The 12,527-nt window shown below is 36.1% G+C and carries 9 protein-coding genes and 1 other annotated feature; of the genes, 2 read left to right on the top strand and 7 right to left on the bottom strand.

Annotation, left to right across the window (positions count from 1 at the left end):
• Positions 1 to 203: 203 nt before the first annotated feature.
• From M948_RS39315 to M948_RS39295, 5 genes are all read right to left on the bottom strand, one after another.
• Positions 204 to 1,160 (bottom strand): alpha/beta hydrolase, encoded by a 957-nt coding sequence (locus tag M948_RS39315; protein ID WP_021292072.1) that lies wholly within the window; start codon positions 1,158 to 1,160, stop codon positions 204 to 206.
• A gap of 530 nt (positions 1,161 to 1,690) precedes the next feature.
• A complete protein-coding gene (locus M948_RS39310; RefSeq protein WP_031335724.1) occupies positions 1,691 to 2,182 on the bottom strand; it encodes a DinB family protein in 492 nt (163 codons plus the stop codon).
• Positions 2,183 to 2,275: 93 nt separating this feature from the next.
• Positions 2,276 to 4,459, bottom strand: a complete 2,184-nt coding sequence (locus M948_RS39305) for a YhgE/Pip domain-containing protein (protein WP_021292070.1) — start codon at positions 4,457 to 4,459, stop codon at positions 2,276 to 2,278.
• 280 nt (positions 4,460 to 4,739) lie between these two features.
• Positions 4,740 to 5,582, bottom strand: a complete 843-nt coding sequence (locus tag M948_RS39300) for an SAM hydrolase/SAM-dependent halogenase family protein (protein WP_021292069.1) — start codon at positions 5,580 to 5,582, stop codon at positions 4,740 to 4,742.
• 52 nt (positions 5,583 to 5,634) lie between these two features.
• Positions 5,635 to 5,904 (bottom strand) — a binding site (T-box leader).
• 791 nt (positions 5,905 to 6,695) lie between these two features.
• Positions 6,696 to 7,202 carry a DNA-deoxyinosine glycosylase gene (locus tag M948_RS39295; protein WP_021292068.1) on the bottom strand — a complete coding sequence of 169 codons (507 nt, stop codon included), beginning with the start codon at positions 7,200 to 7,202 and terminating at the stop codon, positions 6,696 to 6,698.
• 81 nt (positions 7,203 to 7,283) lie between these two features.
• On the opposite strand from M948_RS39295, the gene M948_RS39290 reads away from it, so the two are divergent.
• Positions 7,284 to 8,219 (top strand): NADP-dependent oxidoreductase, encoded by a 936-nt coding sequence (locus tag M948_RS39290; protein ID WP_021292067.1) that lies wholly within the window; start codon positions 7,284 to 7,286, stop codon positions 8,217 to 8,219.
• Between the two features lie 705 nt (positions 8,220 to 8,924).
• On the opposite strand, the gene M948_RS42605 is transcribed toward M948_RS39290, so the two are convergent.
• Positions 8,925 to 9,905, bottom strand: a complete 981-nt coding sequence (locus M948_RS42605; RefSeq protein ID WP_021292065.1) for a phosphotransferase — start codon at positions 9,903 to 9,905, stop codon at positions 8,925 to 8,927.
• A 169-nt stretch (positions 9,906 to 10,074) separates the two neighbouring features.
• Between M948_RS42605 and M948_RS39275 the strand changes: the two genes are divergently transcribed.
• Positions 10,075 to 11,028 (top strand): DMT family transporter, encoded by a 954-nt coding sequence (locus tag M948_RS39275; RefSeq protein ID WP_021292064.1) that lies wholly within the window; start codon positions 10,075 to 10,077, stop codon positions 11,026 to 11,028.
• Between the two features lie 37 nt (positions 11,029 to 11,065).
• Here M948_RS39275 and M948_RS39270 read toward each other — a convergent pair whose 3' ends face one another.
• Positions 11,066 to 12,505 carry an MDR family MFS transporter gene (locus M948_RS39270; protein WP_021292063.1) on the bottom strand — a complete coding sequence of 480 codons (1,440 nt, stop codon included), beginning with the start codon at positions 12,503 to 12,505 and terminating at the stop codon, positions 11,066 to 11,068.
• Positions 12,506 to 12,527 lie beyond the last annotated feature (22 nt).

Raw genomic sequence — 12,527 nt, 5'->3', positions numbered from 1 at the left:
ATATTTATTAGTTTTATTTTATAATTATTCATAATAACATCTATTTTATGCGTTTTTTTGCATATAAAAGGAATAAAAATACAATAAGGGCTGAAAAACAGCCCTTTTATCCTTTATTTGCTTTTTGTACGAAAGAAAACGTTCCATTCATGGAGACATCGTATAAAAAAGGTTTCCTGTTGTTATCACAGGAAACCAAATGACTAATTAATATATTTTTCTAAGAAACGATTTAATTTATCAATATATTTTTCTTTATGGGTAACAAATGCTTCTCCATGGCCAGCATTATCAAATGTTATTAAATCCGCTTCACTTTTCGTATTTTCATATAATTCCTGACTCATCCTAGTAGGGACAAATGTGTCTGAATTCCCATGAATATAAAGGATTGGCGTTTCTGATTTCTTCACTTGATTAAGCGCAGAGGCTTCTTGTAAACCATAGCCTGCTCGCATTTTCGTAATAACACTCGTACTTGGTAAGACAGGAAACGCTGGCAAATGGAACATCCGATCCATCTGATAATCGAACATATCGTAAACACTTGTATATGGGCTATCTGCAACAATTGCCTTCACATTATCTGGTAATTCCTCACCACTTGCCATTAAAACGGTAGCAGCTCCCATAGAAACACCATGTAATATGATTTCCGTATCTTCCCCTTGCTCTTCAATTACTCTATTAATCCAGTCCAAATAATCAATACGATCATGCCAGCCGAACCCTATATAATCTCCCTGACTTTCGCCATGACCTCTTAGATCAGCCGTAAACATATTATAACCTAGTTCCTCATAATAATATTGCCCAAACATCCCCATATCCATAGCATTACCTAGATATCCATGTGCAAATATAACCGTTTTATTTGTTTCTTCCTCTGCCTCTAAGTAATATCCTTGTAATTGAAGGTCATCGTAAGATGTCATTTTCCAAGTTTCAAAATCTTGGTTGCGAACCCAATCCCTCCAATCTCCTTCTAGCATTTCATCTAAAGCTTCAGCTGAAACCTCTAAATCCGAATTGTCTTGAAGAAAATCTTTCACATTACGAGCGATCGCTAAATTATAAAAATAAAAACTAGCTATGATATCTATTACTAAAAGGGTCGCAAGTAGTCCGATCCCTATCCGAATCCATGTTTTTTTCTTCAAACTCGCTCTCCTCCCTTTTAAAGCATTACCCTTTCTATTATACAGGAGAACAAGTTTCATCATAACCTTTTTTCATTGGTACTTGTTTACAATAAAGCAAACAAACTATATTCACTCCAATCTAAAAAGCTTCTGTACCTCTTTTTTCATGTGGAGCAGGACGATATGTAAAATAAAATCTAAAAAGGGCCGGACACAATTAAAAAAGGTAACCAAAAGCCAAATGATAAAACAGGAATGAAATGAAATAAACACTGATAAGGGTGCCGTCAACATACGAAGCAAAACAGCACGAGTGGAAGATCCCTCAGGAAAGTGTTCAGATGAGGGGCAACGAATCTCGTCCTTTGCGGATAATGACGGCATCCACCTGCCGAGGCAAGGAAGGTGAAACCGTGTCCGCGGAAAGCGAAGTATGTTGACGAAGCAATAATAGAACTTGTTTTATGTAAACAAATAATCCGAACGGATTCGAGTGAAATCGTTCGGATTATGATAGGAATAAGCTACTTTTTGTCTCAGTCTCTATTCTAGTTCATCTTTGCTTTTACTTCCTTCAATTGTTCAATATGCCGCATTTCATGATAGCCAACAAACGGAATATATTGATATAAGCTTAGCTCACCAAAAGCAGGATGCGGATATGCTTTCTCCCTTAATGTCTTCTTATCTGCTGTCTTTTCTAAATTTTGTAGTCCTTCATGACTTGCCGCAAGCTTTTGTTTCATTTCTTCCAAGGTGGCAAATGCTTCACTTGGTATAGCAAATTCTGGAGCGTCTACTTTAACAGAACGATTAACAGTAAAATGAATGGGTTTCTCATCCACTGTTTTCGTATCACCAAGAATTATTTGTTGTTGAATTGTCTTTGTAATGGCTGCTTCCATTAAAAAAAGATGCTCAAGAATTTGCTTCACTGACCATTGATCAGTTGACGGTTTTAGGTTTAATTGTTCATCTGTTAGTCCACTTACTTCAGACAACAACGTTTCACGTGCCTGTTCGTTTATTTGCACCATCATCAACTCCTTCAACCAATTATAAATCGAAACGATAAAATTCGATAGCTTTTCGCTATTTCTTCCTTAACGAATTTAATAAAGCTAATTTAGCTTCTAGTGAAATAGCCCGGATTCGTCTGATTTCTTTTTTAGTTTATTTGTTTGTTTATTAATTATTGGTTTTAAGAAGGCGCCAATGATAATTGCTGCCCCTCCGAATATACATAGGAAGAGAATATCTTTGGTGGCCCTATCCCATACAATCCCCCCTACAGCTTCGCGCATTAAATCAATGCCATAGGAGAACGGTAAAAATGGATGGATAACTTGAAAGAATTCTGGCAGCAAGACGACTGGATAGGTGCCGCCTGCTCCAGCAATTTGTAACACTAATAGTACAATAACCATGGCTTTACCAACATCACCAAACACAGAGACCAGCGTGTAAATAATCATCATAAATACCATGCTGATAAGTAAACCAAATCCAATAAACCAATATGGGTGCGTAACGCCAACATTTAATAATAATAAATCGCCACTTGTGACAATGATTGTTTGCAATAAACCAATAGTTATAAAGGTAAATAGTTTACCAAAATAAATTTGTCTACCCGTAAAGTCATCTGATCGATGACTATCTGCTGATAGTAGAGATATCAATAATAAGCCGCCCACCCAAATTGCTAATACCGTATAAAAAGGTGTCATGCCTGTACCATAATTTTCTATTGGAAATAATTTGTTCTCATTTAATTGAACAGGTTCAGCGAAGAAACCTTTTTCAGCTTCTGGATTATTCTGTAATAGTTGAATTATCTCATTAATATCCGTTTCTCCTTGTATTTCTCGAATCCTATCTGCTAATTCATTCACTTTACTATTTACATAAGGAAACTCTCCAAGTGCATATTCCAGTATATCTTCGCCTTCTCCTAAGCTCCCTTCCGTATTGGAAAGAATTCGCTCTACTTCAGGAATTGTATTTTGAATGTCTACCAATATTCCTCGTGCATTTGCTAATGTAGACTGTGCGCGATCAATTTCCCCCATAACCGTCGGTTCAATATTCTCTTTATATTCTTTAACAAAATCATCTATACTTGTTGAAACATTACTTGACAGCTCTTGTAATTCTGCAATTGTTTGTTGTACTTCTGCATGTTTATCCGTGATAAAAGCAGCAACTTCTTCATTTTTTGTTTGCACCTCATTTAGACGCTGTTGCAGCTCCTCTAACTGTTGTTGTGCTTGATCAATTTTTTCATTATTTGCACCATTCCCTGTATCTCCCGACTGATCATCCTGATTTTGCTCTTGCAATTGATCTAATGCCTGATTAATCGTCGTTATTCTTTGCATAGCTTGCGTAATCTGTTCATTCACTTGATCCGTAAGCTCTTCCCCATTACTAAAATCAATTTCTGAATGTTGGATATCCTGTATAAAATTATTTGTTTTATTAGCTATTTCTTGGACGCGATTTAAGTCTTCTTCAATTTTGGGTGCCATCTCTTCTAATCGCGTTTCTGCTTTATTAAGAAATTCGGTTGTATTATCAATCGTTTGCATTCCCTCGCCAGTGACACGTTCAGCTTCTGGTACTAATGCTTGAGCTTGATTAATAATATTCTGTGCACTACTCGCATCTGTTAATGACTGATTTAGCAAATCATGGATTTCCGGTAACTTTTTCTCCATCTCAAAAATATAATTTTCAAAACGCTTAATATCTGGTAAATCCTTCTCTAATTCAACACCAAGATTATTAAACATATCGAAAATGACACCATTCACAGTGGAAATAAAATTACTACTAATTTGTTCCACGATCACGGAAGCACCTTTTTCTGTGATTTTTGGAGCAATGGCGTTAACCTTCTCATTCACATAATACTCAACATCCGCTTTTTCTGGTTCATCTTCAACGACGGTGCCTAGTTTTTCTGAGAAATTTTTGGGGATAACAATAACTGCAAAATAGTCTCCGTATTCTACTTTTTCCATCGCAGTATCTCTATCTGTGAATTGCCAATCCATTGATTTATCTTCCTTGAGCGTTGCAACTAAATCATCTCCAACATGAATTTGCTGACCCCGAACGGTTGCACCTGCATCTTCGTTAACGACACCGATAGGAATTTGATCTGTCTGTCCATACGGGTCCCATGATGCCTTGATATTAAACCATGCATATAATGATGGTAATAATATCAATCCACCAATTAAAATAGCCGCTACCCAATTTGTAGCAATGTTTTTTATATCTTTTGAATAAATTCTAAAGCTGTTTTTCATACAACTCAACCTCTTTTTACATAATAAATGAATGACTATTCATCTTAGGGCAAAAAAACGATAATATAATGGATGATTATAACAACGTTGTAGAAGTAAATCCAGCCATTTTCAGGAAGATATTGTATTCACAATATTCTTTTTGTGATATGTAAATGAATGCAACCGGATACAACGGGATACTTATAGGAATATGTAAAAGACCTGCTTTTTATTAGCAGGTCAATATATTTAATATACTTATGTGGACAATCTCTATCCAGTTTCTTAAAATATGTGACTATACTGTTTTAGATATGCTTATCTTCCAACTAGCTCCTGTACCAATATGATATGCGTTTGCAAACGATCCTTGATTTAATGCAACACCGAGTTTGTCTAATGAATTTACATAGATTAATGGTTCCCCTAATTGAGTATCAGCAAAAGAACGTCCAAATGTCATGCTATTATTATATACTTCATGAGAATTGTTGGTAATTCTCACATTTAACAAGTCACCATACGCTATTCCTGCCGCTTCAAAAGATTCTCGATCAATGTTCGTCCAAAGGTTGCCAAACCGCACATCCAATATATCAATATGTCCGAATACTTCTCCATTTTCGACCGTTGGATTTGGCTTAGGTAAACTAATTACAGTGTCTACATCTATTTCTGGACCCACTTCTTCAAAATTTATCACAGAAGACGCCAATCTTGCTCCTGTATAGACATACACATCACGACCATGAAATGTATAAGAATCTCCAGATTGCGGTAAACGGTTTACATTTTCATCAATAATTCGTGCTTCTCTTATTCCAATATGTTCTTTTATATGGGTTAGTGTCCCATTATTAGGTGTTACAATATAATGATTATCTGTCGTTTTTATAACGATACTCAGTCTGTTCGTCCCTACCCCAGGATCTACGACAGATACAAAAACGGTGTCTTTCGGCCAATATGAAATTGTTTGATACAAACGATAAGAAGCATTCCATATATTATACGGTGGTATGTCATGGGTCAAATCAAAGATTCGAACTTCAGGATCCACTGAAATTGCTACCCCATACATAGCACTAACTGCTCCATCACTCACCCCAAAGTCTGTTTGTAATACAAGTTGCTTAAACATGTGAACCCCTCCAATATGATTAACTAAAAAACCACGTCTTTACCGTAGAATCGATAAGGACGTGGTTTGTAACGTGGTACCACCTTATTTCACTATTTAATTACATAAATAGCCTTTATAAGTACACTAGCTATATTAGCATGGATACTATGATATTAATAACGAGTACCAAATCCCGTCGCAACCTACTTATAATAAAAATTATGTTCAGTTCGAAGCTCTATGAGACCATTGTTCAAGTTTGACGTTTAACTTCTTCTCAGCAAACGAAGCTCTCTGAATAAACAATTCAAACCCTACTTTTCTCTGTCATCGCCTTTTAATTGCTAAATTTACAAATAGTATACGTAATATAGAAAAATAAATCAAGTATCAATTTTTCAAAATATTACAGGAACTAAGCAAATATTCACATCCCGTAACATAATTATCGTCGATTAATACTACCAATATAATCTCTGTAACCCTTTACACATACTTGTTTCACAGGGCTTCTAACCCATGGAAAGCCTGTCCATGAATAGGCAGTTTATACTCAAAAAACTGAAATCTGTGAATTTTATACCATTTCCTAATAATTTCCACAATTATTACATTATTTATAGTATAATGGTGGGGACAGGATATGCAGGGTGTAAGATGGAAGCTTAGTGAAAAGGCTTCTTATACTTGGCGACTGGTAATCCCCTAAGGGAAAGGGGCTGAAAAAAATTGATACCAATTGACAAGACACTTGAGCTGATGTTCTCGTTCGCCACGCTTGTATTGTTGATTGTAAATAGCCGAGAAAACAAGTAAGCACCCTGTCGACGATAGTAACAAGGATCAGGTGAGATGCGTTTGTATCCTATGTTGCAATGTCGCCGTTCCTTGCGGATATCTCTGTCTGAGTCGCAAGTTGCCGCTTGCGACTCATTTGCCGTCCCCAACCTCTATCTCGCCATAACCTTTACTTAAAAAACAACCAATGTAATCTTATTACGTTTCCATCAAAAATATTCATAATCAAGTTAAATGTAATGAATTATCTAAGTATTATTATTATACCCTATTTTGACATAGATAATCGACATAAATATTGATTTTTTGAGGGTTATTCGCTTTGTTTTTGTACTATTCGCTAAGATATGAAAGAATAACTTTCCATTCTTCCAGTTTTCCTGAAAATGACTTCGTGTACCTCCCAGGAATCGGACTTGTTGAAGGTAACTTAACTACATCTACTGGTTTAATTAACGCCGTTGAAAAATACTTCCTAAACGTTTGATACGATTTCCCCCCGTTACAAGCGATTAATTTAATTGTTGGGTACTTATCTAACAACTCTAAAATATTATTAGGGACTTCTTTCTTGATATTGGCATCGAGACTACCTTCACGATAACAATTTGCAATTGTATCCCACAAGGCGATTTGATGCTGTTTGCAGAGTTTTATTTTTTCATGGTAATCCTCTTTTAAAGGTTTATCAAATAAAGTAAACATGATTTTCCAAAAATGATTTCGAGGATTTCCATAGTATTCTTGCTTTTCTAATGAAATCCCACCTGGCATCGATCCTAAAATAAGAACAATAGGATCAGAAGGTAAGATTGGTTCAAATGAAGTTAACGTTTCCAAAAAAAATCACCTCTTATTTATGATTAACGAAAATAGAATCGGGAAAATGATAAATAGTACGCTATGAAAGAAGGGTTAAAAATGAAAGCAATTGTTATCACTAATTATGGTAAATCGGAACAACTTAAAGAACAAGAAGTACCCTTACCTACTATAAAGAATAATCAAGTTTTGGTTGAATTGCACGCAACAGCCGTTAATCCAATTGACTGGAAACTTCGTGAAGGCTATTTAAAGGAGAAGTTTGATTTTGACTTCCCTATTATCCTAGGCTGGGATGCAGCAGGGATTGTGAAACAAGTAGGAGAAGAAGTGACTCAATTTCAAGTTGGAGATCGTGTATTTGCAAGACCCGCCACAACAGCTAATGGCACTTATGCAGAATACACAGCAGTAGATGAGAAACGATTAGCCAAACTACCTTCCTCCATCACGTTCGATGAAGCGGCTGGTGTTCCATTGGCTGGATTAACTGCTTGGCAATGTCTTGTAGACTTTGCCAAAATCAAGCAAGGAGACAACGTATTGATTCATGCTGGTTCAGGCGGTGTAGGTAGCTTCGCTATCCAAATCGCCAAGTATTTTGGTGCGTATGTGGCGACAACCGCTAGCGAAAAAAACGAAGCGCTGGTAAAAGAATTAGGAGCAGATCATTTGATTAACTATCAAACAGAAAACTTCGAAGAAATTTTATCAGATTATGATATCGTTGTGGATACAATGGGTGGAGATATACAGCTGAAGAGTTTTCAAATTTTAAGAGAGGGAGGAAAACTTGTTTCTATCGCGGAACCACCTGATGAAGATATAGCACGTGAAAATGGTATTGTTGCAGGATTCTTATGGTTAGAAGAAAACGGCAAACAATTAGCAGAAATTGCGGAACTTCTTGAAGAAGGAAAAATAAAACCTACCATTGGCCATACTTTCCCTCTTACGGAGGAAGGTCTACAGAAAGCCCATCAGCTTAGTGAAACACATCATGCAAAAGGAAAAATAATTATAAAAATAAAGTAGTTTTGAGACACAAAAGTAATTAAATAAAGAAAAAAACCAAACGAATGATACTTGAATATTCGTTTGGTTTTTTCTGAAACGCTGATGATTACTATGGATACCGTTGTAAGTATTGTAAATAAAATAAAGGGAACTCCAGCTGCAATAACAAGTATCTAGAGATGCAGACAGATGATCGATTTTTGTATACCGACCTCCAGACCGCGCCCGCGAAAAGCATTCCATATTTTTCATGGCGTTTTTTCAACTGTAGAGATTAATTAAATTCAATCCTACGTATTGGTGTTAATAATTTATCTATTATTGTGATTTTTCACGTTTTTTCAGTATATCCGTATCTTGTATTTTTTTGAGTACTCTATGGTAATACCTTATAAGCTGATCCCGATAATTCTTGATAAAAAGTCCATCCCAAAATAGTAGATAGATATTTGCTAACACAATAGCTAAAGCAAACAGGTTTCCATTCCAAATTTGTGAAAAAACATAGCTAATCGAATGAACACCCTCTGGTCTTCCCACTGAAAACAAAAATGAAAATAACGGGGCGGCGAACGATAAGATAATTGCTGTGTAGGCATATGAAATCGACCTATTTTTAAAATTACTGATTAAAGCTGTAGTTAATGTAAAAACCAAGAAAATAAAATAAAAGACCCAAATCCATGTTGGTAAAGACACCAATTTGTTATCACTCCCTTTAACTTATCTTATTCTATTCTCTTCCCTATTTCGATCCGATTGAATCTGTAGTATGAATAATTCGAGAGACGATTTATTTATCCAATTACTCCCCCAGACATCATCATTTTCCAGCATTGCCCCAAGCAGCCAAATTCTTCTAGCCGTTATAAATAGCGGCAAACTTTGAAAATCATCATCGGATAAATTTCTTTCCTCTAAATAAGCAGACAGAAAAGCATTCCAGCAAGCTTTTTCTTCACTTTGATAATTGCTTCTTATATTCCACCAGGCAACTGCAATATCATAAGCTCTATACCCAATTGCACTGCAGTCAAAATCAAACACTTCGAGATTCCCTTGGTTTATATGCATATTATGATTGTGAAAGTCACCATGACAAAATCCAACTTCAAGTTTCTTATTAGATAGTTCTTTTTTTATATTCTTTACTGCATTTGCTATTTCTTCTTCAGCTTCCTCTCCTAAATATGCTTTAATTAATGGGTTGATTCGTGATAACGGTTCATCGAGCAAATGGGATTCATCTAATTTAAATCCCCGATAATTTGATGAACGAAAGTCGTCGGTTAGACTATGCATCTTACCAAGTAATTCCCCAATTTTCCCAGCATGATTTGGCTGGATAGTGGGACGTTCTCCTGGAGAGTATGTAAAAAGCACACCATACCGCGTCCCTTCAGGGGCTTCTATGGTACTAATCATCGTTCCATCACTTTTAATTATCGGATAGGATACAGGAAATCGCCTTTGTTTCAGGTGCTGTAGCCCGTCCGCCTCAAACTGAATAGAGGAATAATCCCTCCATCCATGACGGTAAACGCGGTATATATAGTAATCATTAGCTGTTTTTATTCGATATGTATCATTTAATCCTCTTGTCAGAAAGATACATTCATCCACGTGGCCAATGTCATAGGTATGCATTAATCCCTTTATGGATGCCTCAGTTATTAACGTATGTTTTGGTTGGACCGCTGTCATATCTATACCCCCAAAAATCATCAAACATTGTTATTACTAACTTCTCTAACAAGCGTAACGTGTCTTAATAAAATTTCACAAGCAAAATTAGTTCATTTTTTTTATAAATTTTCACACAAAACACTTCGGTATTTGTTATGATGGTACATATCTGTATCGAGGTGACGTCATGAAAGCAATACTGATCGGTATATTTGCGGCATTGTTCTTTTCGGTTACATTCATTTTAAATCGTTCGATGGAATTAGAAGGGGGCAGTTGGGCATGGAGCGCTTCCCTTCGCTTTCTATTTATGCTTCCTATGTTATTCATTATTGTTGGCTATCAACAAAATGTCAAACCTGTCCTTACACATATAAGATCTCATCCATGGCCATGGATTCTATGGAGTACCGTCGGTTTCGGCTTATTTTATGCACCCTTAACCTTTGCTACAATATATGGACCAGGGTGGCTAGTTGCAGCGACATTTCAATTAACGATTATTGCAGGATCTATCCTCGTTCCATTATTAAATCAAAAAGTGAAACAGCGTATTCCTTATCGTGCAGTAGTTATCTCTTTCATTATTATCGTTGGGGTGTTCTTTATCCAATTTGAACATGCATCTGCTGTATCATGGTTAAGTGTTATTTTATGTGTCGTGCCAATTCTTATCTCAGCATTTGCTTATCCATTAGGAAACCGAAAAATGATGTTAATGGTGAAAGGGGAATTAAATACCTTTCAACGTATCCTCGGTATGACAATTGCATCCATGCCATTTTGGATATTCCTATCAGTTTTTGGGTTTTTATCTCACGGAGCCCCTGATTCAAGTCAACTTGTGCAGACATTCATTGTTGCCATTTCATCTGGCATTATAGCTACAGCTCTTTTCTTTTATGCCACAGAGCAAGTACAGCATGATAACCATAAACTCGCTGGAGTAGAAGCTACACAATCTGGAGAAGTAATTTTTGTACTAGGTGGAGAATTATTATTTTTAAGTGTTCCCATGCCAGGAGCATTATCTTATATTGGTATTTCATTCGTAATTATCGGAATGATTTTACATAGTTTGCTATCTATTATTAGTGACCGAAAACAAAAATGGACGCCAAAAAAAGCAGGAATAAATTAGAAAAGGATGATTCTCACCGCTGAGATCATCCTTTTTTCTAGGCTTCCTTTTGTCGTACAGCATTTGTTTTATTCTCTGTTGGTGTTTTATCTTTAATAAAAAAAGCTAGGACTAAACCAATAAACGAAATGCCCGTTGCTACATAAAAAGCGATATTCACACCATGAATTTGATTTATAGCAGTAACTTGACTACCACTATTTAATGTAGAAGCAGTCATGATTGTGATTAATAATGCCGTTCCAATCGATGCAGCGACCTGTCTCATTGTATTTGTCATGGCTGAACCATGTGGAATTAAACGATTGGATAATTGATTTAATCCAGCTGTTGTAGAAGGCATCATAATCATCGATATCCCAAACATTCTTAACGCAAATACAACCGTTAAATAAGCGAAAGAGGTATCTGGCGTCAAATTAGTATAAAGAAACGATGTTATCGTCAGTAATAAAAGACCAATAATAACAAGATACCTCGCGCCAAATTTATCAAAGATCCTACCATTAATTGGTGACATAATTCCCATCAGTAAAGCTCCAGGGAGGATCATTAATCCAGACTCAAAAGCAGAGAAACCTGCCATGTTTTGCATATATATAGGAAGTATCGTCTCTGCAGAAATAAGTCCAATAAATCCAATCATCCCTATGATCATCGTTATGGTGAAAATTTTATTTTGAAATACTCTAAATTCTAAAATGGGCTGTGCTAATTTAAATTGACGGGTAATAAAAATGCCTAATGAAATGAAACCTACTAGTAAAGAAATAATTACTACTCGATCAGACCAGCCGATATTTCCCGCACTGCTGAATCCATGTAGAATACCGCCAAAACCAAGTGTTGAAAAAATAATAGAAAGGATATCAACTTTTGGAAATGTACGCTTTGTAATATTTTTCATTACAAAATAAGCGACAATAATATCAATGACTGCTAAAGGTAACACAATATAAAACAATGATCGCCACGGAAAATGCTCGACTAGCCACCCTGAAATAGAAGGCCCTAAAGCCGGAGCAAAACCGATAACCAATCCAACTGTTCCCATTGCCGTCCCTCTTTTTTCAACTGGGAAAATTAACAGGAATATCGTCATCATTAAAGGCATCATAATTCCAGCACCTGCAGCTTGAATAATCCTACCGACCATCAATAAGAGAAAGTTTGGTGATAATGCACATATGAGCGTCCCTAATGCGAATATGCTCATTGCTGTAATGAACAAGCGTCTAGTTGTGAACGTTTCTATTAAAAAGGCAGTAATCGGTATCATGATCCCATTTACTAGCATAAAGATCGTAGTCACCCATTGTGCCGTGTTCTCAGTTAATTGTAAATCCGTCATGATATGAGGGATCGCTGTCGCCAGCAGCGTTTGATTTAATATTGCCAAGAAAGCTCCTGTTATGAGTACGATGACGATTGGTAGTTTATTTATTTCTCCTAAATTGTCTATATCGTTTTGTTTCATTTTTTCCCCCCTATTCGTTGAA

It is taken from the genome of Virgibacillus sp. CM-4 (assembly GCF_000445495.1).
Classification (GTDB): Bacteria; Bacillota; Bacilli; order Bacillales; family Amphibacillaceae; genus Virgibacillus; species Virgibacillus salexigens.
This window is presented reverse-complemented; position numbering and strand designations above follow the sequence as displayed.

Excerpts from the sequence above, each read along its gene's own strand:
- M948_RS39310 (WP_031335724.1), bottom strand. The coding sequence starts at position 2,182 with ATGATGGTGCAAATAAACGAACAGGCACGTGAAACGTTGTTGTCTGAA.
- M948_RS39305 (WP_021292070.1), bottom strand. The coding sequence starts at position 4,459 with ATGAAAAACAGCTTTAGAATTTATTCAAAAGATATAAAAAACATTGCT.
- M948_RS39300 (WP_021292069.1), bottom strand. The coding sequence starts at position 5,582 with ATGTTTAAGCAACTTGTATTACAAACAGACTTTGGGGTGAGTGATGGA.
- M948_RS39290 (WP_021292067.1), top strand. The coding sequence starts at position 7,284 with ATGAAAGCAATTGTTATCACTAATTATGGTAAATCGGAACAACTTAAA.
- M948_RS42605 (WP_021292065.1), bottom strand. The coding sequence starts at position 9,905 with ATGACAGCGGTCCAACCAAAACATACGTTAATAACTGAGGCATCCATA.
- M948_RS39275 (WP_021292064.1), top strand. The coding sequence starts at position 10,075 with ATGAAAGCAATACTGATCGGTATATTTGCGGCATTGTTCTTTTCGGTT.
- M948_RS39270 (WP_021292063.1), bottom strand. The coding sequence starts at position 12,505 with ATGAAACAAAACGATATAGACAATTTAGGAGAAATAAATAAACTACCA.